21 protein-coding genes are annotated in these 23,525 nt (G+C 35.0%); 19 read left to right on the forward strand and 2 right to left on the reverse strand.

Annotated elements, in window-relative coordinates; all coding sequences use genetic code 11:
• Window positions 1–130 precede the first annotated feature (130 nt).
• Window positions 131–490 (reverse strand): DUF6954 family protein, encoded by a 360-nt coding sequence (locus LY60_RS16995; RefSeq protein ID WP_145086682.1) that lies wholly within the window; start codon window positions 488–490, stop codon window positions 131–133.
• A 137-nt stretch (window positions 491–627) separates the two neighbouring features.
• Here LY60_RS16995 and LY60_RS17000 point away from each other — a divergent pair, with 137 nt between their 5' ends.
• The 10 genes from LY60_RS17000 to dnaJ all read left to right on the forward strand — a co-directional run bounded on the left by LY60_RS17000 (window position 628) and on the right by dnaJ (window position 12,777).
• On the forward strand, window positions 628–1,047 hold the full coding sequence (locus tag LY60_RS17000; RefSeq protein ID WP_145086685.1) for an OsmC family protein: 420 nt from the start codon (window positions 628–630) through the stop codon (window positions 1,045–1,047).
• A 21-nt stretch (window positions 1,048–1,068) separates the two neighbouring features.
• Complete coding sequence (gene prmA, locus LY60_RS17005) at window positions 1,069–2,043, forward strand: 50S ribosomal protein L11 methyltransferase (RefSeq protein WP_145086689.1); 975 nt, start codon at window positions 1,069–1,071, stop codon at window positions 2,041–2,043.
• A gap of 10 nt (window positions 2,044–2,053) precedes the next feature.
• A complete protein-coding gene (locus LY60_RS17010; protein ID WP_145086692.1) occupies window positions 2,054–2,791 on the forward strand; it encodes a 16S rRNA (uracil(1498)-N(3))-methyltransferase in 738 nt (245 codons plus the stop codon).
• A 528-nt stretch (window positions 2,792–3,319) separates the two neighbouring features.
• The gene (locus tag LY60_RS17015) at window positions 3,320–4,558 is read left to right on the forward strand and encodes a dicarboxylate/amino acid:cation symporter (protein ID WP_145086698.1); all 1,239 of its coding nucleotides are present in this window, start codon (window positions 3,320–3,322) and stop codon (window positions 4,556–4,558) included.
• A 238-nt stretch (window positions 4,559–4,796) separates the two neighbouring features.
• Window positions 4,797–6,047, forward strand: coding sequence for a dicarboxylate/amino acid:cation symporter (locus LY60_RS17020; protein WP_145086701.1), 1,251 nt, complete (start codon window positions 4,797–4,799; stop codon window positions 6,045–6,047).
• Between the two features lie 316 nt (window positions 6,048–6,363).
• Entirely contained in the window at window positions 6,364–7,503 is a 1,140-nt protein-coding gene (gene hemW, locus LY60_RS17025) for a radical SAM family heme chaperone HemW (protein WP_145086705.1), read from the forward strand.
• A 131-nt stretch (window positions 7,504–7,634) separates the two neighbouring features.
• Window positions 7,635–8,693 (forward strand): heat-inducible transcriptional repressor HrcA, encoded by a 1,059-nt coding sequence (gene hrcA, locus LY60_RS17030; protein WP_019228899.1) that lies wholly within the window; start codon window positions 7,635–7,637, stop codon window positions 8,691–8,693.
• 4 nt (window positions 8,694–8,697) lie between these two features.
• Complete coding sequence (gene grpE / locus LY60_RS17035) at window positions 8,698–9,279, forward strand: nucleotide exchange factor GrpE (RefSeq protein WP_170226287.1); 582 nt, start codon at window positions 8,698–8,700, stop codon at window positions 9,277–9,279.
• Between the two features lie 179 nt (window positions 9,280–9,458).
• Window positions 9,459–11,306, forward strand: a complete 1,848-nt coding sequence (gene dnaK, locus LY60_RS17040) for a molecular chaperone DnaK (protein WP_145086711.1) — start codon at window positions 9,459–9,461, stop codon at window positions 11,304–11,306.
• Between the two features lie 322 nt (window positions 11,307–11,628).
• Window positions 11,629–12,777: a molecular chaperone DnaJ gene (gene dnaJ / locus LY60_RS17045; RefSeq protein WP_145086714.1), complete on the forward strand. Its 1,149-nt coding sequence runs from the start codon at window positions 11,629–11,631 to the stop codon at window positions 12,775–12,777.
• Between the two features lie 51 nt (window positions 12,778–12,828).
• On the opposite strand, the gene LY60_RS17050 is transcribed toward dnaJ, so the two are convergent.
• Window positions 12,829–14,553 (reverse strand): LTA synthase family protein, encoded by a 1,725-nt coding sequence (locus LY60_RS17050; protein ID WP_145086718.1) that lies wholly within the window; start codon window positions 14,551–14,553, stop codon window positions 12,829–12,831.
• 189 nt (window positions 14,554–14,742) lie between these two features.
• Here LY60_RS17050 and LY60_RS17055 point away from each other — a divergent pair, with 189 nt between their 5' ends.
• The 9 genes from LY60_RS17055 to LY60_RS17095 all read left to right on the forward strand — a co-directional run bounded on the left by LY60_RS17055 (window position 14,743) and on the right by LY60_RS17095 (window position 23,518).
• Window positions 14,743–15,651 (forward strand): glycosyltransferase family 2 protein, encoded by a 909-nt coding sequence (locus tag LY60_RS17055; RefSeq protein WP_145086721.1) that lies wholly within the window; start codon window positions 14,743–14,745, stop codon window positions 15,649–15,651.
• Between the two features lie 18 nt (window positions 15,652–15,669).
• Window positions 15,670–17,136 carry a hypothetical protein gene (locus tag LY60_RS17060; protein ID WP_145086724.1) on the forward strand — a complete coding sequence of 489 codons (1,467 nt, stop codon included), beginning with the start codon at window positions 15,670–15,672 and terminating at the stop codon, window positions 17,134–17,136.
• A gap of 104 nt (window positions 17,137–17,240) precedes the next feature.
• Window positions 17,241–17,909, forward strand: coding sequence for a prepilin peptidase (locus tag LY60_RS17065; protein WP_145086727.1), 669 nt, complete (start codon window positions 17,241–17,243; stop codon window positions 17,907–17,909).
• Between the two features lie 444 nt (window positions 17,910–18,353).
• Window positions 18,354–18,515, forward strand: a complete 162-nt coding sequence (locus tag LY60_RS17070; protein WP_145086730.1) for a Flp family type IVb pilin — start codon at window positions 18,354–18,356, stop codon at window positions 18,513–18,515.
• 95 nt (window positions 18,516–18,610) lie between these two features.
• Window positions 18,611–19,018 (forward strand): TadE/TadG family type IV pilus assembly protein, encoded by a 408-nt coding sequence (locus LY60_RS17075; RefSeq protein ID WP_145086733.1) that lies wholly within the window; start codon window positions 18,611–18,613, stop codon window positions 19,016–19,018.
• A gap of 41 nt (window positions 19,019–19,059) precedes the next feature.
• Window positions 19,060–20,118 carry a TadE/TadG family type IV pilus assembly protein gene (locus LY60_RS17080; RefSeq protein ID WP_212633505.1) on the forward strand — a complete coding sequence of 353 codons (1,059 nt, stop codon included), beginning with the start codon at window positions 19,060–19,062 and terminating at the stop codon, window positions 20,116–20,118.
• Between the two features lie 42 nt (window positions 20,119–20,160).
• Window positions 20,161–20,904, forward strand: a complete 744-nt coding sequence (gene cpaB, locus LY60_RS17085; protein WP_145086739.1) for a Flp pilus assembly protein CpaB — start codon at window positions 20,161–20,163, stop codon at window positions 20,902–20,904.
• A gap of 19 nt (window positions 20,905–20,923) precedes the next feature.
• Complete coding sequence (locus LY60_RS18365; protein WP_145086742.1) at window positions 20,924–22,135, forward strand: CpaE/TadZ family protein; 1,212 nt, start codon at window positions 20,924–20,926, stop codon at window positions 22,133–22,135.
• Between the two features lie 21 nt (window positions 22,136–22,156).
• Complete coding sequence (locus LY60_RS17095) at window positions 22,157–23,518, forward strand: TadA family conjugal transfer-associated ATPase (RefSeq protein ID WP_145086745.1); 1,362 nt, start codon at window positions 22,157–22,159, stop codon at window positions 23,516–23,518.
• Window positions 23,519–23,525: the final 7 nt, after the last annotated feature.

The raw sequence follows: 23,525 nt of genomic DNA on the forward strand, positions 1-23,525 counted from the left end.
AATCTGAAATTCCAGTGTGTAGGGGAGAGCCTTGTGCTCTCCCGCAAATAAAAATATTATTGCATCAATAACAGCGGGCGGACACGAGGTCCGCCCCTACGCATCGTATATTAACATATGACGATGAATTTTACTTCTTTTTTCGTTTCATTGATTTTCCTGTCTTTGTTCCAAAGAAAGAAAAAGCTAAAATCAATATTATGTATGCAACATAAAGAATATTAAATTCTCTTGAAGAGTACAATGCTAAAATTATTACGCCCGGCATGCTTAAAGACAGCATGTACAGCCATGTGTAAGTTGGTTTTAAAAATCCCAGAACAATGCCCACTATTCCGTAAATTATCAACACAATTAATATTGTAACCAGCCTCTCATATACCAGCCCATCTGAAAAAACCGACACAAATACTCCGAAAAATCCTATGAGTGCTCCGGCAACCAAGGTTATTAAACTTCCTAGAACATTTGATTTAACAACATCCTTCATAATATCACCGCCAGTTATTTTAAAAGTTTTTTTAATTATATATTATAATATATGAAAGTCAATAAAAAATACTGATATTAAAAATTAAATATGATATAATATAGCAATTAAAAAATAAATTCAGGATAGGAGAGAATATGGCTAAAACAAATATCAGTGCAAGTCTTAAAGGAAACATGGCCTTTGAAATGGAAATCAATGGTCACAAAGTAACAACGGACGCAACAGTAGAAAATGGCGGAAACAATCTTGGACCAAGTCCTAAGGCACTTTTGCTGGCAGGATTAATTGGTTGTTCAGGAATAGATGTAATGACAATAACAAAAAAGATGAGATTAGAAATTGAAGATGTGAATGTGGATATTGAAGCTGAAACGAGAGAAGAAGATCCTAAAATTTACAATTACATAAAAATAATCTACAGGTTCAAGGGAAAAGATTTGAGCTACGACAAGCTTGAAAGAGCTGTGAAGCTATCCATGGAAAAATACTGCGGAGTGGCTGCAATGCTTGAAAAGGCAGTTCCCATAACTTACGAAATCAAAATAGAAGAATAGTATCATAAACAGGAGAAAAAAATGAATTGGATTGAAGTGTCAATATATACCACTACAAATGGAATTGAAATAATAAACGGAGCGTTGATAAAACTTGGAATTAATGATGCAGTAATTGAAGATGCCAGTGTTTTTGAAGATTTTCTCCACGATGACACAATGAACTGGGATTATTATGATGAAGAACTCACAAAAATGAAGGACTGCGAAAGCTGTATCAAGGTTTATCTTGCAGACAACAGCCAGGGTAATGAGCTCTTCAATGAAATAAAAAAGTTTGTTGAAAATCTTAAAACAGAATATATGGATGTTGATTTTGGAAGGCTTGAAATAACAACAAGAACATTGAATGAAGAAGACTGGGCAAACAACTGGAAACAGTATTTCAAACCCTTTACGGTTTCAGACAAAATAATAATCAAGCCATCATGGGAAGAATACAATGAATCAACAGAAGGAAAATTAATTCTTGAAATCGATCCTGGAATGAGTTTTGGAACAGGCCAGCATCACACAACGCGCCTTTGCATTGAACAAATAATAAAGCATATGACAGAAGGAATGAGAGTTCTTGACATGGGCTGCGGAAGCGGTATTTTGTCAATTGCTTCAATACTGCTTGGAGCAGAAGACTGCGTTGGAGTTGACATCGATGAAAATGCAGTGAGAATTGCAAAGGAAAATGCAGAACTAAACAACATTTTTGAAGACCGCTTCACCGTTTACTGCGGAGATGTCACAAATGATGAAAAGCTCCAGGAAAAAATAGGGAACAACAAGTACGATATGATTGCTGTGAACATTATAGCCCAGATTATAATGGGAATGAGCATGACGTTTCCAAAGTTTCTGAAAAAAGGCGGACTTGTAATAGCTTCAGGCATAATCAAAAAATATCTGCAGGATGTGCTGGATAACTTTAAGGAATTGGGTTTTGAAGTCATAGAAATAAACGATAGCGAAGAATGGGTTTGCGTAACTGCGATACTCAGATAGTGAGGTAAAAATGTTCAGATATTTTTGTTCAGATGACTGCATTGAAAACAATTCGGTGAGTGTTACCGGAGGGGATGCAAGACATTTAAAGACAATTTTGCGCGCTCAGGAAGGTGACATCATTTCGGTTGTAACAGACAGCAACGAATATAAAGCAAGGATTGAAGCAATCAACAAGGACGACATAGTTTGCAGCCTTATTGAAGAAATACAAAGAAACAATGAATCAAAAATCAACATAACACTTTGTCAGGGCATTCCAAAACAAACAAAGATGGAAACAATAATTCAGCAAAACGTGGAACTTGGAGTAAAAAGCTTCATTCCTTTAATAACAGAACGTACTGTTGTAAAGCTTAACGACAAGGACAGGGAGCAAAAAAAGCTTGACCGATGGCAAAAAATAGCAAAGGAATCTGCAAAGCAAAGCAAAAGAAACATAATTCCCCAGGTTGAGGAAATAACAACCGTCAAGGAACTTGTTGAACGTTTGAAGCAGGAAGATGCTGAAATAATAGTTCCATATGAGCTTGAAGACATGAAAATTCTTAAAGATGTGCTTAAGGAGCCAAAAGATAATTACTATATTATAATAGGTCCTGAGGGTGGCTTTGACATCAAGGAAATAGAAATGTTCAAGGAAATAGGAGCCAACATTGTCACATTGGGCAAAAGAATTTTAAGGACGGAAACTGCAGGTGTTGTAGCAGCCTCTGTTGTAATGTACGCCTGTGACGAAATGGTGTAATTTAAAACAACGGGCGGACAGTAGTCTGCCCCTACGCGTTGCAATATTGACATTTTGCGGTGAATTTGAATTCCAGTTTGTAGGGGAGAACTACTGTTCTCCCGCAGGTAATAAATTTATTGAAACAATAACAACGGACGGACACGAGGTCCGTCCCTACGCATCGATATGACGTATGTAGTGAATCTGCATTTCATATTGTAGGGGAGAACCTTGTGTTCTCCCGCAGAAAAAAATTATTGTATAAATAACAACGGGCGGACAGTAGTCTGCCCCTACGCGTTGCAATATTGACATTTGGCGGTGAATTTGAATTCCAGTTTGTAGGGGAGAACTACTGTTCTCCCGCAGGTAATAAATTTATTGAAACAATAACAACGGGCGGACACGAGGTCCGCCCCTACGCATTATAATGTTGAAAAATGGCTTTAGAAAAATGGTTTTTTTGGAAAAATTAGGAGACAAAACATTAAAAATGGGTTATAATTATTGTAAGTAATCTAAATAATAAGGAGGAATGTGTTAGAAATGAAAAAACTACAATTAACAACCAAAATTTTTATTGGCTTGGCGCTAGGTATTTTATTAGGAATTATTCTTCAACCAAACCCTGACATAGCAGTAAAATTTGTCAAGCCATTCGGAACATTGTTCTTGAATCTAATTAAACTTGTAATTGTACCACTGGTATTTTCTTCTCTTGTTGTTGGAACATGCGGCATGGACGATGTAAGAAAGCTTGGCAGAATAGGTGGGAAAACGGTAGCCTATTACATGCTCACAACTGCTTTTGCAGTAACAATTGGTCTAATTCTTGCAAATTTAAGCAATGTAGGCGGAGGTTTCAGCATACCTGTTGATGCCAAGGTAGAAGTTGCTGAGGCTCCAAACGTTATTGAAACTCTACTTAATATTATTCCTTCAAATCCATTAAAAGCACTTGTTGATGGAAACATGCTTCAGATAATTGCATTTGCTCTGATTATAGGAGCAGGAATAATAGGAATCGGAGAAAAAGGCAAAGTTTTGTTCAATTTCTTTGATTCCATGGCTGATGTTATGTACAAAATCATAGCAGTAATCATGGAATTTGCACCAATAGGAGTTTTTGCTCTTATTACTCCTGTTGTTGCACAAAACGGACCCGGTGTTCTTCTTCCTCTTTTAAAACTCATAGTTGTTGTTTATGCAGGCTGTGCAATTCACGCATTGTTTACTTATTCAGCAACAGTTTCTCTGTTTGCAAAGGTTAGCCCTGTTAAATTCTTCAAAGGAATAGCTCCTGCCATGGTGTTTGCATTTACCACTGCCAGCAGTTCAGCAACATTGCCAATAAGCATGAAGCGTTCAGAAGAAAATCTTGGGGTTCCAAAATCAGTAACAAGCTTTGTTCTTCCTCTGGGAGCTACAATCAACATGGACGGAACAGCAATTTACCAGGGAGTTTGTGCATTTTTCATAGCTCAGGTATACGGAATTAATCTTCCGATTTCAGCTCAGCTTACAATAATACTTACTGCTACACTTGCTTCAATAGGAACTGCAGGAGTTCCTGGGGCCGGCATGATTATGCTTGGTATGGTTCTTCAGTCTGTTGGTCTTCCTATAGAAGGTATTGCTCTAATAGCAGGCGTTGACAGAATTCTCGACATGATGAGAACGATGATAAACATCACTGGAGATGCTGCTTGTGCAACTATAATAGCAGCAACAGAAGGCGAACTGAACAGATCAGTATATGAAAAACCTGCTTCTTCTGCTAAATAGTATAGCACATATAATTGCATAAAAATAAAAAGTAAATTTCTGAATTTTGTTAAAAAAATGCCACAGTCGATGTAAATTGGCGATGCATTTTAATTCCATAATTTTGAAATTGTTGAATATTAATGATAAAAAATGATTTTTCTAATGAAAAATCATTTTTTTTGTAAAATTATAAAGACAAGAAGAACAAAATAAGTTATAATATTTGATAATCAAAATAAAGAGGAGAAATGACAACATGAATGATAAAACACAAAGTAAAAAGCTACAATTAACAACTAAGATTTTCATCGGTTTAGCAGCCGGCATTATCCTTGGAATTGCCCTTCAATCGAATCCGGATATTGCTGTTAATTACGTTAAACCATTAGGAACTTTATTCTTAAACCTTATTAAACTTGTAATTGTGCCGCTGGTATTTTCTTCATTGGTAGTTGGGGCATGCAGCATGGATGATGTCAGAAAGCTTGGAAGAATCGGCGGAAAGACAGTGGCTTATTACATGCTTACAACAGCATTTGCTGTTACAATCGGACTTATTTTAGCTAATGTGAGCAATGTAGGAGGAGGCTTCAGCATTCCTGTGGATGCAACAGTTGAAATTGCAGAGGCTCCAAGTATAATTGACACACTGTTAAACATCATACCTTCAAATCCGCTGAAAGCGCTTGTTGAAGGAAACATGCTTCAAGTTATAGCATTTGCTCTCATTGTAGGAGCAGGCATAATTGGAATTGGGGAAAAGGGAAAGGTATTGTTTAATTTCTTCGATGCCATGGCAGAAGTAATGTATAAAATTATTGCAGTAATAATGGAATATGCTCCAATAGGTGTATTTGCACTTATTACTCCTGTTGTTGCCCAAAACGGACCTGGAGTATTGCTGCCGCTATTAAAATTGATATTGGTAGTATATGCAGGCTGTATACTGCATGCTGTTTTCACTTATTCTTCAACAGTGAGCCTGTTTGCAAAGGTGAGCCCTGTTCAGTTCTTTAAGGGAGTTGCACCAGCTACTGTATTTGCATTTACAACAGCAAGCAGCTCAGGAACACTGCCTATAACAATGAAGCGTTCAGAAGAAAATTTAGGAGTTTCTAAATCAATAAGCAGCTTTGTGCTTCCACTGGGAGCTACAATTAACATGGATGGTACTGCCATATATCAAGGAGTGTGCGCATTCTTCATTGCTCAGGTTTATGGAATTGATCTTCCCATTTCAGCACAGCTTACAATAATCCTTACTGCAACGCTGGCATCAATAGGAACTGCAGGAGTACCTGGAGCAGGAATGATAATGCTTGGAATGGTTCTGCAGTCAGCAGGTCTTCCGATAGAAGGTATTGCACTCATTGCAGGAGTTGACAGAGTTCTGGATATGATGAGAACATGCATAAACGTTACAGGGGATGCTGCATGTGCAGTAATTGTTTCTGCAACTGAAGGAGAACTTGACAGATCAGTTTTCGAAAACAAGTCATGTAAATAAATATAAAATTGTATTAACATTATAATAATGATATAATTGGAGCTGAAAAAGCACAGACGAGACAAAGACTTAATTCTACCAATCGTAGGGGAGGGTCTTGTGCCCTCCCGCTGGAGACACGAGGCCTTTCGTTACTACAAAGATGAAATAACTTTGTCATCAAACTGAGCTGAAATTCAGCTCCTTTTTATTTATAAATAAAATTAACTGGCAGAAAATTAAGATATATTATTGACGGTAGAAATTTCCCGGGAAAAGCGTAAAACGCTAAATAAGTTACTGACAAGGGCTGAAGCATCAAAAAGAGAGGTAAAAAATGAAAAAACTTGGAGTATACATACATGTTCCATTTTGTAAAAAGAAGTGCAATTACTGCGATTTTTATTCTGTGAAGTGGGATGATGAATGGGAAACTAAATATACAGAAGCAGTTATACATGAAATTAAAAGTTACAAAGAAATGCTGGGACATAAGTACATAGTTGATACCGTATATTTTGGAGGTGGAACTCCAACAATTATAAAGCCTTCAAATTTAAAAAGAATTTTAGACAGCATCAGTCTTGTTGCAGATATTGACAAAGATGCAGAAATAAGCATGGAAGCAAATCCAAACACGTTGACTGATGAAAATTTAAAACAGTACAGAGAAACAGGAATTAACCGCCTCAGCATAGGAATTCAGTCCCTTAACGATGAAATACTAAAAAAAATAGGAAGAATTCACAACAGCAAAGAAGCCCTTGAGGCCATAGACAGGGCTAAGAAACATGGATTTGAAAATATAAACGCAGATGCTATGTTTAACATACCCGTCCAGACTACTTCAGATATTGAAGACACACTGACAAGAATAATAGAAAGAGGAGTGAAACATATTTCCTTTTATTCTTTGAAGTTAGAAAAGGGAACGCCATTGTATTCCATGGAACAGAAAAATTTAATCACTATGCCCGACGAGGACGAAGAAAGAAACATGTACTACAAGGGTAGAATTGTCATGGAAAAAAACAATTTGTTTCAATATGAAATTTCAAATTTTGCAGTTGAGGGTTTTTCGTGCAGACATAATCTTAAGTACTGGAATCAGGAGGAATACATAGGAATAGGTCCGTCAGCCCATTCATTCATGAACAGCATAAGGTACAGCAACCCTTCAGATTTGAATTTGTACTGCAAAAATTCGATAGAAAATAATTTTAACAGAATAATTCAGGAAGAGATGAATGACAAAGAGCTGATGTTTGAATATATAATGCTTAGATTAAGGCTTACGGAAGGTCTTGATGCTAAAGAATTCAAAAAAAAATTCAATGTTGATTTTAATGAGAAATATAGTGAACAAATAAAATATCTCACAGACAACAAGCTCATTGAATACAACGAGAGTATTGTGAAGCTAACCCAAAGAGGAATGGATATATCAAATTATGTCTTTGAAGAGTTCATGGAATGATTGTAACATCATCACATATTGACAAAAAAATTAATTTTATCTATTGACAAAATAAATGTAAAGTAGTATCTTATATCTAGAGATTAGCACTCGACGTTGATGAGTGCTAACAAAGCAAATGAGGTGATGAAATGTCTTTGGATAAGAGAAAAGTGAAGATTTTAAAAGCAATTATCTCCAGTTACATCGATAATGCTGAAGCTGTCGGCTCAAGGACAATTTCAAAGAAATATGAACTTGGTGTCAGTCCTGCCACAATCAGAAATGAAATGTCTGATCTGGAAGAAATGGGTTTTCTTGTTCAGCCTCACGCATCAGCTGGAAGAATACCAACTGACAAAGCTTACAGATACTATGTGGATGATTTGTGGAAAAAAGTTCAGGATCCGTCAAACACAAATCTGGATCAGTTAAGGAATATAATCGAAGACAAATCAAATGAACTGGATTCAGTATTTAAGAATTCAGTTAGAATTTTGTCTCAGTTTACTAAATATACATCATTTATAGTAGCACCACAGCTCAAGCAGTCAGTTATCAAAAGAATTCAACTTGTTCCCATAACTGATACAAAATTATTGCTTCTAATAATACTTCAAAGCAATATTGTAAAGCAGGTTACATTTAGAATGAGCAGTCCAATACCTTTTGACCAGATGGACAAAATTTCTGCTGCTCTATCTGAAAAGCTGTACGGATATAAGCTTGAAGATGTTGATTCAATTAAGGATAGCTTAATAGAACAGCTGTACCATGTTAGAGAACACAGCAACGATTCATTGATGGAGCTTTTGCCGTATCTCATGGATCAAATCAGCAAGCTGGAAGAAATTAATGTGTATTCTGATGGCATTACAAATATTTTGGATTTGCCTGAATATAATGACGTTGTCAAAGCAAGAGAATTTATTTCATTTGTAGAAGACAAGAGCAGCATTGCAAAATTGCTGCAGTTTGTCGGCGAAAATGACTTGGCAATAACTATCGGACATGAAAACCAATATGAGGCATTGAGAGACTGCAGTTTAATAACTGCAACATACAAATTCAATGGAAAACTCATCGGGAAAATCGGCGTAATCGGTCCTACAAGGATGGATTACAGCAAGGTTATTTCCACTGTAAAATCAATGTCTGAAGCAATGAATGAAATTATAAATCAGAACTTTGACGATGAAAATAAGGAGTGAAGAAATGGCTAAGGCTAAAAAGCATGATGAAGAAAAGGTAACAGAAAAGCAACAGGACAACGAAACTTCAAATGCAGCAAATGAAGAATCAGTTTCAAAGGAAAATGAAGAAAATAAAAATAATAAGGAAACAGAAATAGAAGATAAAAAGGAATCAAACAATGAAGAGGTGGAAATCTTAAACAACAGATTGTTGAGACTTCAAGCCGACTTCCTTAATTATAAGAGCAGGACTGAAAAAGAAAAGCTGTCTTCATACGGCAATGCTGTTTCAGACATGATTCTGGAACTTCTGCCGGTTGTAGATAATCTTGAAAGAGCTCTTGCAGCAGAAAATTCAGAAAACAACACTTTCAAAGAAGGCGTGCAGATGGTTTACACTCAGCTTATGGGAATCCTGGATAAAAAAGGATTGAAGGAAGTTGAATCACTACATAAGCAGTTTGACCACAATGTCCATTACGGAGTTGCATTTGAAGCAAGCGATGAATTTGAAGACGGAATTATACTTGATGTTCTTCAGAAAGGCTACACAGTAAACGACAAGCTTGTAAGACCAGCAATGGTAAGAATCTGCAAAAAATAAAATAAAAAATGTAGGGGAGGACTACTGTCCTCCAGCAATATACCCAAATAATCAACACGTAGGGAGGACTACTGTCCTCCCGCATCAGAATCAAAAGTTATCCTGAGCATAAGCGAAGGATCTCATAAAATAAAATAAAGTAAAGTAAAATTTAAATTTAATCATAAATGGAGGAAAAAATGAGCAAAGTTATAGGTATTGACTTAGGAACTACTAACTCTTGTGTAGCAGTTATGGAAGGCGGAGAAGCCGTTGTTATAGCAAATGTGGAAGGTAAAAGAACGACTCCTTCAATCGTAGCATTCACAAAAGATGGAGAAAGATTGGTTGGAGAAACAGCTAAAAGACAGGCAGTTACAAACCCTGACAGAACAATCTCTTCTATTAAAAGAGAAATGGGTACTGACCACAAGGTAAAAATTGATGCAAAATCATATTCACCACAGGAAATATCAGCATTCATACTTCAAAAATTAAAAGCTGACGCAGAAAGCTACTTGGGAGAAACAGTAACGGAAGCAGTTATAACTGTTCCTGCATACTTCTCAGACAGCCAGAGACAGGCAACAAAAGATGCAGGTAAAATTGCAGGCCTTGAAGTAAAAAGAATTATAAACGAACCAACAGCTGCAGCACTTGCATACGGAATCGACAAAGAAGACCACATGCAGACAATCATGGTTTATGACCTTGGCGGCGGTACATTTGACGTTTCAATACTTGAAATAGGCGAAGGCGTGTTTGAAGTTAAAGCAACAGCAGGAAACAACAGACTTGGCGGAGACGATTTCGACCAGGTAATCATAAATTACTTAGCAGACCAGTTCCAGAAAGAAAATGGTATTGATTTAAGAAAAGACAAAATGTCTCTTCAAAGATTGAAAGAAGCTGCAGAAACAGCTAAGAAGGAATTGTCAAGCGCAATGACTTCAACAATCAATCTGCCATTTATCACAGCAACACAAGAAGGACCAAAACACTTAAACATGGATCTTTCAAGAGCAAAATTCAATGAGCTTACAGCATTCTTAGTAGAAAAAACAGTTGAACCTGTTAAGAAAGCAATGTCTGATGCAAAACTTACAGCTAATGACATTGACAGAGTATTGCTTGTTGGTGGTTCTACAAGAATCCCTGCAGTACAGGAAGCTGTTAAGAGACTTACTGGAAAAGATCCTCACAAGGGAATTAACCCTGATGAATGCGTTGCTTTGGGAGCAGCTATCCAAGGTGGTGTATTGACAGGAGAATTCGGAAACGACATACTTCTTGTAGACGTAACTCCATTGTCACTGGGAATTGAAACATTAGGCGGAGTATTCACTAAATTAATAGACAGAAACACAAGAATACCAACAAAGAAGAGCCAGGTGTTCTCAACAGCAGCAGACAACCAGCCTGCAGTTGATATCCACGTTCTCCAGGGTGAAAGACAAATGGCAAATGACAACATTTCATTGGGAAGATTCCAATTGTCAGGAATAGTACCTGCACCAAGAGGAATTCCACAGATCGAAGTAACATTTGACATAGATGCTAACGGTATAGTTAACGTAAGCGCAAAAGATTTAGGAACAGGAAAAGAACAAAAAATCACAATCACTGCTTCTACAAAAATGTCAGACGCTGATATTGAAAAGAAAGTCAAAGAAGCTGAACAATATGCAGAAGAAGACAAGAAGAGAAAAGAAGACATTGAAATCAAAAACAATGCAGACACTCTTGTATATCAGACAGAAAAAACATTGAAAGACTTAGAAGGCAAAATTTCAGCAGAAGAAAAGGCCTCAGCTCAATCAGCAGCTGATGAACTGAAAAAAGCTATCGAAAGCAATGACACAGCTCAAATGAAAGATAAAACTGAAAAACTGACAAAAGTATTCAATGATTTGGCTCAAAAGCTTTATGCACAAGCTGGTCCTCAGGCAGGAGCTGAAGGTGGAGCAGACTTCAGCCAGAGTTCACAAGGACCTGACGACAATGTAGTAGACGCAGAATTTGAAGAAATCCACGACGACGACAAATAATAAGCAAATTATGTCATTCTGAGGCGACAGTAGCTGGAAACATAAGGCGTAAGCCGTGTCATTCTGAGGCGCAGCCGAAGAATCTCATCTTTTAAATAAAATGACAGTTGTAACCAAGCTAAATCTTTTTAAGATTTAGCTTGGTTAATGTAAAAACAGCACTTATAAATAGTACAATATGTAGGGGAGGACCTCGTGTCCTCCCGTATCATGAACAATAAATGTATCATTTCTAAAAGATATTTTGGCTGGTTATACCTGCCAATAAATCAGGCAGGGCAACATGTCCTTCTGATATAACAGAGGTGGTGAGGAGAAATTTATGGCAAAAAGAGATTATTATGAAGTCCTGGGAATTGAAAAGGGCGCAGATGAAAAAGAAATAAAATCAGCATTCAGAAAACTGGCTAAGCAGTATCACCCTGACCTTAACCCGGACAACAAGGAAGCAGAAGCTAAATTCAAAGAAATAAATGAAGCCTATGAAGTTCTCAGTGACCCGGATAAAAAAGCTAAATATGACCAGTTCGGACATGCAGCGTTTGACCAGAGCCAGGGCTTTGGAGGAGCAGGCGGTGCAGGATTCAACGACTTCGGAGACATATTCGGCGATATATTTGGTGATTTCTTTGGAGGAGGATTCAGCGGAGGCGGCAGCTCAAGAGCTCAAAGAACAGGTCCTAAGGCAGGTTCAGACCTTAAAATCAAGCTGGACATAACATTTGAAGAAGCAGCATTTGGAACTAAAAAGGAAATTAAGATAAATCGTATTGAAAAATGTCACGTATGCGACGGTACAGGAGCTAAAAAAGGAACAAGCAAGAAAACATGTCCAACATGTAACGGAGCAGGAAGCGTTAAGACAGTACAAAGAACACCTTTCGGACAGTTTGCAAGCACAAAAATATGCTCAACATGCAACGGAACCGGAGAAGTGGTGGAAGAACCATGTACATCATGCAGCGGCACAGGAAAGGAAAAGAAATCCAGAAAACTTTCAATCAACATTCCTGCAGGTGTTGACACAGGTAGCGTAATACCACTGAGAGGCGAAGGAAACCACGGAGAACGCGGTGGCCCTGCAGGAGATTTGTACGTATACATCAACGTCAAGGAACATGAACTGTTTGAAAGAGACGGCAACGACGTATGGTGTGAAATACCAATATCATTTGCCAAAGCAGCTCTGGGCGGTTCCATAGAAGTTACGACCCTCGAAGGCAAAGTGAAATATGAAGTGCCTGAAGGAACGCAGCCGGGAACAGTTTTCAGACTGAAAAACAAAGGAATCAAGAACCTAAGAGGCGCCGGCAAGGGCGACCAGTACGTAAGAATTAAAATTGACGTACCTAAGAAACTTACAGACAAACAAAAAACAATCCTCGAACAATTCGCAGAAGAAATGGGCGAAAAACCTGACAACGACAAAAAAGGCTTTTTTGGAAAAATGAAGGATGCGTTTAAAGATTAACAATCATAGTAAAAGACGCCTGAAGGCGTCTTTTACTTGAAATTACATCTTTTATTTATTAATTGAAAAGTAATTACCCTTTATAATTAAGTCAGAAATAAGGTTAGCATTATTTAGATGATCTTCATTTTCTGTTTTTCCAATTATATCTCCGCTTGGAAGTAAAACTGAACCTGGTGAACTGCTAAATAGATTATTACCCATTAAACTTTTATTATAATCATTTTCGTCAATGCCTAGTAAATAGAGAAGAGTAGGCATCATATCAATTTGTCCACCAATTTTATCAACTACAAAACCGTCAATACCTGGAATGTAAATTATGAAAGGTACTCGACCATTATTGTCTGGCAAGTATGTATCATAATATTTATGCACGCCTTCATGATCTCCGTAAATAATGAAAATGGTATTATCCAACATACCATTTTCATCTAATTTATCAAAGAAATCACCCAAGACCTTATCAGTATAATGAATACTCTGTAGATAATTACAGGAATAATCAGTATTCGGTAATTCCAAGTATCGAAAATCATCAGATATATTAAAAGGCATGTGCGAAGTTAATGTAATAACAAACATGTAATATGGATTTCTTAATTTTTTTAATTCATCATAAGTTTGTAAAAATAATGATTCATCAGCGATACCCATACCATCGATTTTTTTATAACTAAAATTATCTTCGTGGATATAGCCATTAAAACCTAATGCTGGATAAACACGGTCGCGATTCCAAAATTCTTTATCATCTCCATGTATTGCAATAGAAGTAAATCCGTAGGAATTTAAGATGAAAGGTAAAGAATTATATTTATTGTTACCAAATCTTAAAAATGTACTCCCATTACTTATAGGATATATAGATGTATTAAACATATATTCAGCATCTGAACTATTCCCTTCTCTGACTTGATCATAAATGTTATTGAAATATATACTGCTTTTTAATATACTATTTATATTTGGCGTTATTTCCTGATTATAATAAGACTGGTTAATTAAAATGTTTTCCAAAGACTCAAATTGAATAGCAATCACATTCTTATCTTTTGCTAGTCCCGCTAGAAATTTATATTCACTACTTGGAATATTATTTTCTGAGTTTTTTTCTAACCAATTATTTATTGATGTAATTTCATCATCATTCAAATGTTCACCTTTCTCATAAGCAAATCTAAAAATATCAAACATATGATTACCAACTGGAGACATGACTAAAGGATGTAATCTATAATTCCCAAGTACTTTTGAACTTTCTAATTGTTCAAATTGTAGTGGTATTAATACCACGCTTGAGATTAAAATAAAAATGAATAATTTTAGCTTTCGATTAACTATGATTTGTTCACTAATTGATGATTTAAAAAAAATATATAGAAAAGGTATATCAATAAGGATTAAAAAATCAGATGCTTTTATCAGAGAAGTTATACTTTGATCCATATCAATTAATACGCCCTTTGAAAATATCATATATACACTAATTAATTTATGAAAAGCTCTCGCATAGATAATATCTACTAGGAAAATAACAGATAAGATTAAATCTAGTATTACGAGATATCTAATTGACTTAGCATCTTCAAAAATAAATGAAAATGAGATAAGAAATATTGTGGGCATGCAATTAAAAATACAAAAACTAATAATAGTAATTAAATCATAAGAATATATTGAATCCAATAAAAATATGGATTTGAAAGTCAGTATTACAAAGATAAAAATCCATGTCAAAGAGAATGCTTTTAAGCTTACTTTATTTTCGTGCATATAGATTACCTCTTAGTATTATACATAAATTTTATATTGATGAGTAAAAAAAATCAATAAATAAATTTATCTCTAGTGTATAAATTAATATTTATTTAATTTAAATTTCATGTTATAATATTTTTATTGTAAATATTTACAAATTATACAGAAATATATAATTACACTGGTTACAAAAGGGGAAATTTAATGCCTAAAATAGCTATTTTGATACCTTGTTATAATGAAAGCATGACAGTTAAAAATGTAATAACTGATTATAGAAAGTATTTGCCAGAAGCAGACATTTATGTGTATGATAACAACTCTTCCGATCAAACAGCTGAAATAGCAAGAGATTCCGGAGCGATTGTTAGATTTGAAAAAAGACAAGGTAAAGGCAATGTCATGAGAACGATGTTCAGAGAAATCGAAGCTGACTGTTATTTGGTTGTCGATGGAGATGATACATATTCTGCACAAGATGCTCAAACTATGATCAACTTTGTTTTGAATGAAAATGTTGATATGGTTATAGGAGACAGACTTTCATCTACATATTTCAATGAAAACAAGAGGCTGTTTCATAATACAGGAAATCGTTTAGTAAGATACTTAATAAATACGTTATTTAAAAGTGACATCAAGGATATTATGACAGGGTATAGAGCATTAAGTAGACTATTTGTCAAAAACTATCCGGTCATATCTAAAGGTTTTGAAATAGAAACAGAAATGACTATTCATGCCCTAGATAAAAATTTTACTATTAAAGAAATTCCAGTTATATATAAAGACAGAATTAAAGGTAGTTTATCTAAATTAAATACCTTTTCAGATGGATATAAAGTATTAAAAATGATAGCTAAGTTATTTCGAGAATATAAACCTTATGCTTTTTTTTCAAGTATTTCAATAATTGGTTTTTTAATAGCTACTATCCTATTTGTACCAATTATTATCGAATTTTTGAATACTGGTATAGTCCCAAGGTTTCCTACTTTGATTGTTTCGGTTACAATATATATCATTTCAATATTAATGTGGATCTGTGGCATTATATTGGAAGTAATCGTAAGTAAACATAAACAGCTATATGAAATCTTGCTAAATAAATAATAAAGTAAGGATATTGATATGGAGAAAGAGAATTCATTTAATAATAGTGTAAATTATAATGATAAAATAGTTTTATTAGTGTTACTATTTATACCATGCTTACTTGTAACAAGAGGATTGGATAATGATACCTGGTTTCTATTAAATAGCGGTAGATACGTTATGAATAATGGAATACCACACATCGAACCGTTTTCTATTCATGAAAACATGGAGTTTGTAATGCAACAGTGGATGACAGATGTGATATTTTGGAACATTTATGACAGATTAGGAGAAATTGGACTGTATATAACTATAATAGTATGTTATTCAATTATCATATTTCTTATGTATAAGCTAACCATGAGAGCATCCAGTAAGAATTTTTTTGTTTCATATGCTATTACGATGCTCTGCAACATATTAGTATACACATACATGGTTGCAAGACCTACTATTTTTACACTAGTAATTGTCATGATAGAGCTAAATGTATTAGAAAAATTCGTTATAGATGGCAATAGGAAAGTTCTATTGATACTTCCGTTTTTATCAATTATGATGATTAATTTGCATGCTGCATTGTGGCCCATACTTTTTATTTTGATTTTGCCGTATATTGTTGATTCGTTAAGAATTAAAGTTGGTATTTTTTCAAATGAAGCGTATAATACCAAATACTTGTTATTAGCAGTTGCTGCGATGTTTTTTTCAGCTTTTATTAATCCATACGGGATTGATGCAATGACATATCTGTTAAGGTCAACAGGTTATCCATATATGAAAAAAATAATTGAATTACAGCCTCCTTATATTAATGATGTTGCAGGTGCTTTGATATATACATATATTGCAATAATCTTGGCTATATATATTTTTTATAAAAAAGGCACTTCAAAAATAAGATATTTTTTGTTGAGCATAGGTACAATTTACATGGTTTTGACTTCAATAAGGAATATTACATATTTTGCAGTATGTACTTTATTTCCTTTGTCATACTACTTAAGAGATTTTACTCTGATAGTAAAAATGAAATCAAAAAATTCAAATAAATATCTACGGATGTTACTGATTTCAGTTATATTAGTATTGTTGATAGTTTTTAACAATATAAATGAAATTAATAGAAAAGAAAAACCAGGATATTTGGAATTAAATAATACAATTGATTATATTTTAGAAAAAGAAGATGTGCATAATATGATCCTTTATACTGGATTTAATGATGGTAGTTTAGTTCAGTTTAGAGGCATTAAGTCATATATTGATCCAAGAGCGGAAGTATATTTTAAAAGTCATAATAAGAAAGAAGATATATTTAATGAGTATTTTGATTTGGTTTGTGGGAAGATTTACTACAAGGAAGTTTTAGACAAGTATAATTTTACTCACCTTATATTGAAGAAAGGCGAGCTATTGGATATCTATTTAATGAAAGATGAAAATTATGAAATCATTTATGAAAATGATAGCTACGATTTATTTAAAAAAGTTAGTTAGATATATAATATTGTAATAGAAAAAAATGAAAAATAATTTGCATATAATTAAAATGTAATTAACAAGATATATAATATACATAATATATAATGTGTGAGGGTTGAATGCATATTAAAGTTGGTATTGCTTATGGGATGTTAGGGATTTGTTTGGGATGGTTGAGTTATAATGTATCTCAAAGGTTGATGAAGCGGAAAAAAGGTGAAGAGTATAAAATCAATGAAGGATTGGCTATAAAAATATGCTTTTATTTGATTAATGGTGTAATATGGTTTTTATCCGGGCTATTTATTGATAATGTATTGAATGCATTATTAATAAATTTTCAGATTACATTAGGCATAGTAATAGCTTATATTGATATTAGAATTAGAATAATTCCAAATGAACTTGTTTTAACCATAATTATTGTGGGTATAATTTTTCAAACTATTTTTTACGGAATGTACGGATTGATAGGTTCCATAATGAGTATGATTTTTATTATGATTGTATTTACAGCATTGGCTAATTTTATGGGAATGGGAAAAGTTGGAGCAGGCGATGTTAAACTTGCAGGAGCAATTGGATTTGCTTTGGGATATCCTCTTGTTTCAACAGCTATGGGCATTATGGCAATTGTACTTCTCTCTTATATTTTGGTCGGTTTAGCAATAAGAAAGATCAAACTGACAACAATGCTTCCTCTAGCACCATTTTTGGTGTCCGGATACATATTTTCATTATTATCTTTGGTATTTGATTTAGGATTTGTCCTTAAAATATGGTATTGAGATGGTGAAATTTATGAATAATTGTTATTGGATAATATCTGAAGAAGACGGTCAAGGTATGGTAGAATATTCTTTAATACTTGTTTTATTGGTATTATCATGTATTGTTGGATTAGAGTTATTAGGCAAGGTTACTTACAATTTATACAATGTAGTTGCAACTAAATTACCTTAAGCATAGAATTAATATGGTTATCTAAAACATTTAAATGAAGATAATTGGGTAGAATTTATTCATGTATTAAAAACTTATTGAAATTTAGTGAAAACAATTTCAGTGTTCAATATTGAAGATTTTAATTTTGTAATTATAAGGAACTAATTATACATAAATATAATTTTTAGCTTGATATTCATGAATTGTTAAAAAATTCTTGAAATAAAATGGAATATGTCATATAATATTCCAAAGGTATAAAAATTCATAACTAGGGGGTTAATGAAATGAGAAAAGTGTTGAATTGGTTAAAAGATGAAGAAAGTGGTCAAGGTATGGTTGAGTATGGTTTAATACTAGCTTTGATTGCAGTTGTCGTAATTGCAGTATTAACTCAACTGGGTAAAAAAGTCAACAATGTATTCGAAAATGTAAACAAAGCTCTATAATCAAAGTATTAAGGCATGTAAAGCACCGGCTCGTCCGTTTGGTCGGGTATGGTGCTTTTTGCACTTATGGGGGTGATTTTGTGAAACTTAAACATATGAAAAAAGAAAACGGGCAGGCAATGGTTGAGTTTGCATTGGTGCTCCCTATATTATTGCTGTTTATTGGTGGGATAATTGACTTTGGCTGGATTTTTCACAATCAAATTCTGGTTAATAATGCAACAAGAGAAGAAGCACGTGATATTGCTATTCATTATTACACTGTCAAAGATGATCCTGACTTGGAAACTGATACTGCAGCCAATATAAAGAATAAAGTTGGTCCTGTTATAACATCACCTTCAGTTTCAGAAATTGTGGCTGTTCCTGATGGTAAGGAAGGATACAAGGTTACTGTAAGTTTTACTGGTCAAATGAAAGTTTTGACACCTATTTTATCAACAATATTAGGAGAAGAACATACTGTAAAATCAGTATGTACTATGAGAGTTGAAAATAATTAATCCTCACGGAAATTATATAACTATATAAAAGGAGGGATATGGTGAAATGTAACAAATTAATTAAAGAATTCAGAACTAATCAAGATGGCGCAGTAATAGTCATTATAGCAGCGTTCATGACCGTTTTAATTGGATTGGCAGCTTTAGTTTTGGATTTAGGCCTTGCATTTAACAAAAAAGCAGAACTGCAGAAGGATTTGGATTCAATAGCATTAGCTGCTGTTAGTGAATTACCTGCAACAACTGAAAGTGAATGGGGAAAAGCAGTTGCAGTTGCTGCAAAATATGCTGAGTTAAACGGATTAGCCAGCGTTAACACAGAAAAGGTAGAAAATAGTGAAAAAACAAAAATTATTGGCATAAAAGTAAGCAGCAACGTTGATGTTCCTTATAATTTTGCCAGTATTTTCGGATCGGATAAAGGTAATGTAGCATTATCTTCAACTGCTGAGATAAGATCAGTAGATGGTGGTGTAAAGGGATTACTGCCGTTTGTAATAGATGAAGAATCTATGAAAAGAATAAAATCCGGAAGTGTAAATTTGATCACTATTAAGACTGATGCAGATTTGGATATTGCTGATCCTGATGCTGAATTTGGTAACGGATGGTTTGGACCAGTGGATATTGACAGAAATGGCAGTAGTTCTGCCTCAGAATATACTGCAAAAATAGCTGCCGGTTCAACAGTACCCCTGGACATTGGTGACACTTTAAACTTAGTAGGCGGTAATAAAGTCGGACCTACAGCAGATGGATTTAACATTCGTTTTGTAGACCATTTTGCATGTACATATAATTCTGCAACTCAAACTGCAAGCTGTGGAAGCAATTGCCCGCGTATTTGCACTGTACCTATAGTAAAAGTTCATATGACAGAAGATAATAAAAGGGTTGATTATCTTGAAGTGATTTCATACGCATCCATATTTGTAGAACTAGACAGCGCATACTATAAGAGCGGTGAAATAAAGCTTACGGGAAATAAGGGTGATATAAAGGTTACATTTATAAAAGAAACATTAGTACCTAATGCATCAACAGGAGATATCCCTGAAGACAGAAATTTTGGGTTTTATTCTCCTAGGTTAGTTGACTGATTCAATCAAGTAAATGATTGAATTAATATTCTGGAGGGACAAATGAAAAAGGTCAAGGTTTTGGCATTGGTGACAGCAGTTATTGCTGCTGTCCTTTTATATAATTTTTTGAGTTCAGTTAGTGAAGAGGCGGAAAAGAAAGCTGAAGTTGTTAAAACTGGAGTTTTGACAGCTTCTGTCAATATTCCTCCCAATACCACTATTACTGAGGATATGGTTGAGATAACACAGATTCCTGTTGAGGCTGCCCATAAGGAAGCAGTTGTGAACGAAACTGCGGCAGTTGGAAAGTTTTCTAAATATGAAATCACTGCCGGTGAACAGGTTCTGTCAACAAAACTCATATCACCGGAAGGCGGCGGTGGCGATGGAACGTTGGCATATGCAATAAAACCAGGAATGCGCGCAATTTCTATTGGTGTCAGCAATTTATCCGGTCTTGTAGGTATGATTAAACCTCAGAACACAGTTGATATAATTGTACAGTTTGACAAGATTGAAAATGAAGGCACAGAACAGGAAAAAACTACAAATTATACGACTATGATTGCCGAAAACATTAAGGTTCTTGCAGTTGATGATATACTATCACAGGAAGGAAAAGCAATCAATGCTGAAACCGGAATTTCATATACGACAGTTACATTGCAGGTGACACCTGCTCAGGCAATGGAAATCAGCATGTCTGAATACAAGGGTCAGATGAGATTAATAATGAGATCACCACTGGATGAAGATTTAACAAACCAAAAGACTATTAAATTTGACGATATAATTATCAATTAGTGGACAAGGGGGCATTCACATGAAAATAAAAGTATTGATTATCAGCAAGATGGAAAGAAATATTGGTGCGCTTAAGTCTATGATTGATGATGAAGAAATAAGTATAATTGGTGATTCTATTGGAGGCTCTGTTGCTCTTGATAAAATAGAAAACACATCTCCAGATATAATCCTGATGACGTTGGGAGCAGGGGACACAGACGTCTTGAGTCTGGCTGAAAGAATAATTCTGCACAGACCTCGTACATTTGTTGTATTGGTTGCTGAGAATCTGGATGTAGAAACCATGCAAAACGCTGTGAAGGTTGGATGTCATAACATAACTGAAATGCCTGCAACTCCTAAGGAATTTGCTGAATATATAAAGACTGTTTATCACAACGAATCAATAAGAATTAAATCACTCAGCGAAAAAGAATCTCTTTTGTGGTCTTCAACAGTAATAACTGTATTTGGAGCCAAGGGAGGGCTTGGCAAAAGTACAATAGCTGCAAACCTTGCAGTAAAGCTGGCTGAAAAAAGAAAAAAAGTAGCACTCATTGACCTTGATTTGCAGTTTGGTGATTTGCATATATTTCTTGATATAGAACCTAAAGATACTATTATTGAGCTGGTTCAGGATGTAATAACTCCAAACATTGACTCGGTTCGAAGTTACATGGCTGTCCACTCAAGCGGTGTTCATTTATTGTGTGCCCCAAAGAGCCCTGAATATGCTGAACTTGTTTCGGCAGAAAAAATTCAAAGCTTGCTGAGTTTACTCCGCAGTTATTATGATTATGTTATTGTAGATACTTCTCCTTCTTTTTCAGAAGTTACGATGACTGCCATTGAAGCATCCTCTATAATTTTCTTTGTAACAGGTCTTGACATTTCAATTCTCAGAAATTCTAAATTAAGTGTATCTATATTAGAATCACTGCAGCAAATGGATAAAATCAGGCTTATTGTCAACAGGGCTGTTGACATGAATTCCATCACGGTTAATGATGTGCAAAAAATCATAGGTTATCCTATATGGGCTAAAATTCCAAGCGACTATAAAGTTGCAGTAAATGCATTGAACAGAGGAGTTCCTTTTGTAACAGGTGCTCCAAGCAGCAAGCTGAGTGAATCTGTTACAACTCTTGCTAACATATTGATTAGCGGTACAACTAATTATGATATATTGGACAAGGGTAAAAAGAAGTTGAATATGGGCAAAAAAATAATGCCGTTTAAGAAAAAATAATACATAAGGGTGGGAAATGGCATGAGCTTACTTGATCGTCTTGAAAAGCAAAAAATGGCTGCAACAGCAGATGACAAAGCAACAGATACAGCTGCAACGAACAAAAATGTCAGCGTGTTTAAGGATGAATATGCAGATCTAAAAAGTCGTGTTCATAAAGAATTTATAGAAATAGTGAATCAGCAGGATGTAAATCTTTTCAATATCAAAGGGGAACAGGAACAGGAACTTCAAAAAATTATGGAGTCAATTGTTGAATCAAAGACTTCAAATTTGACAAGGGCAGAACGTTCACGTCTGCTGAAAGAAATATACAACGATGTTATGGGTTTAGGTCCTCTTGAGCCTCTGCTCAATGATGCAGAAGTTTCTGAAATAATGGTAAACGGTCCTTATCAGGTTTATGTTGAACGAAAAGGCAAATTGGAACTGTCAAATGTAGTTTTCAAAGACAATGCACATGTAATGAATATTATAAACCGCATAGTGTCGTCAGTAGGCAGGCGTGTTGATGAATCAAGTCCTATGGTTGATGCTCGTCTTCATGACGGGTCTCGTTTTAATGCAATAATACCGCCATTGTCTTTGATAGGCCCATCCATGACCATACGTAAGTTTTCAAAGAAGCCATATACTGCAAATGACCTGATAAGATTTGGCTCCATTTCTCCTAAGATGGTTGCTTTTCTGGAAGCCTGCGTAAAAGGCAAAATGAACATAATAGTTTCAGGTGGTACCGGCAGTGGAAAAACTACACTGTTAAATGTGCTGTCAAGCTGTATACCTAACAATGAACGTATAGTAACAATAGAAGATGCTGCAGAGCTACAGCTGATGCAGGATCATGTTGTTACATTGGAGAGCAGACCGCCGAACCTGGAGGGCTCAGGTCAAATATCAATAAGAGACCTGGTTCGTAACTCATTGCGTATGCGTCCTGACAGAATTATAGTAGGAGAAGTCCGTTCCGGAGAAACCCTGGACATGCTGCAGGCTATGAATACAGGTCATGATGGATCCCTCACAACTGCCCATGCCAATTCTCCTAGAGAACTTATGTCACGTCTTGAAACAATGGTGTTGATGTCTGGTATGGAATTGCCTGTAAGGGCTATCAGAGAACAAATACATTCTGCTCTAAACATAATTGTTCATCAGTCAAGACTGAGAGACGGTTCCAGAAAGGTTGTAAATATAACTGAAGTTGTTGGTATGGAAGGTGACACAATAACATTACAGGATATATTTGTGTACAAAATAGAAGGTGTTGATTCATACGGAAAAATCAGAGGCAGTTATGTTTCAACAGGTATACGCCCGAACTTTCTTGAAAAAATCTCTTCCAGCGGCATTCTGGTTAGAGATGAATGGTTTACGAACTGAGGTGGTT

Origin of the sequence: Sedimentibacter saalensis, assembly GCF_007830175.1 — a bacterium.
GTDB lineage: Bacteria > Bacillota > Clostridia > Tissierellales > Sedimentibacteraceae > Sedimentibacter > Sedimentibacter saalensis.

Bases quoted from the DNA above. Each gene is read 5' to 3' on its own strand.
- LY60_RS17010 (WP_145086692.1), top strand. From the start codon at position 2,054: ATGTTCAGATATTTTTGTTCAGATGACTGCATTGAAAACAATTCGGTG.
- hrcA (WP_019228899.1), top strand. From the start codon at position 7,635: ATGTCTTTGGATAAGAGAAAAGTGAAGATTTTAAAAGCAATTATCTCC.
- cpaB (WP_145086739.1), top strand. From the start codon at position 20,161: ATGAAAAAGGTCAAGGTTTTGGCATTGGTGACAGCAGTTATTGCTGCT.
- LY60_RS17095 (WP_145086745.1), top strand. From the start codon at position 22,157: ATGAGCTTACTTGATCGTCTTGAAAAGCAAAAAATGGCTGCAACAGCA.
- LY60_RS17000 (WP_145086685.1), top strand. From the start codon at position 628: ATGGCTAAAACAAATATCAGTGCAAGTCTTAAAGGAAACATGGCCTTT.
- LY60_RS17055 (WP_145086721.1), top strand. From the start codon at position 14,743: ATGCCTAAAATAGCTATTTTGATACCTTGTTATAATGAAAGCATGACA.
- LY60_RS16995 (WP_145086682.1), bottom strand. From the start codon at position 490: ATGAAGGATGTTGTTAAATCAAATGTTCTAGGAAGTTTAATAACCTTG.
- LY60_RS18365 (WP_145086742.1), top strand. From the start codon at position 20,924: ATGAAAATAAAAGTATTGATTATCAGCAAGATGGAAAGAAATATTGGT.
- hemW (WP_145086705.1), top strand. From the start codon at position 6,364: ATGAAAAAACTTGGAGTATACATACATGTTCCATTTTGTAAAAAGAAG.
- LY60_RS17075 (WP_145086733.1), top strand. From the start codon at position 18,611: ATGAAAAAAGAAAACGGGCAGGCAATGGTTGAGTTTGCATTGGTGCTC.
- LY60_RS17060 (WP_145086724.1), top strand. From the start codon at position 15,670: ATGGAGAAAGAGAATTCATTTAATAATAGTGTAAATTATAATGATAAA.
- LY60_RS17015 (WP_145086698.1), top strand. From the start codon at position 3,320: ATGAAAAAACTACAATTAACAACCAAAATTTTTATTGGCTTGGCGCTA.
- LY60_RS17070 (WP_145086730.1), top strand. From the start codon at position 18,354: ATGAGAAAAGTGTTGAATTGGTTAAAAGATGAAGAAAGTGGTCAAGGT.
- prmA (WP_145086689.1), top strand. From the start codon at position 1,069: ATGAATTGGATTGAAGTGTCAATATATACCACTACAAATGGAATTGAA.
- dnaK (WP_145086711.1), top strand. From the start codon at position 9,459: ATGAGCAAAGTTATAGGTATTGACTTAGGAACTACTAACTCTTGTGTA.
- LY60_RS17050 (WP_145086718.1), bottom strand. From the start codon at position 14,553: ATGCACGAAAATAAAGTAAGCTTAAAAGCATTCTCTTTGACATGGATT.
- LY60_RS17020 (WP_145086701.1), top strand. From the start codon at position 4,797: ATGAATGATAAAACACAAAGTAAAAAGCTACAATTAACAACTAAGATT.
- grpE (WP_170226287.1), top strand. From the start codon at position 8,698: ATGGCTAAGGCTAAAAAGCATGATGAAGAAAAGGTAACAGAAAAGCAA.
- LY60_RS17065 (WP_145086727.1), top strand. From the start codon at position 17,241: ATGCATATTAAAGTTGGTATTGCTTATGGGATGTTAGGGATTTGTTTG.
- dnaJ (WP_145086714.1), top strand. From the start codon at position 11,629: ATGGCAAAAAGAGATTATTATGAAGTCCTGGGAATTGAAAAGGGCGCA.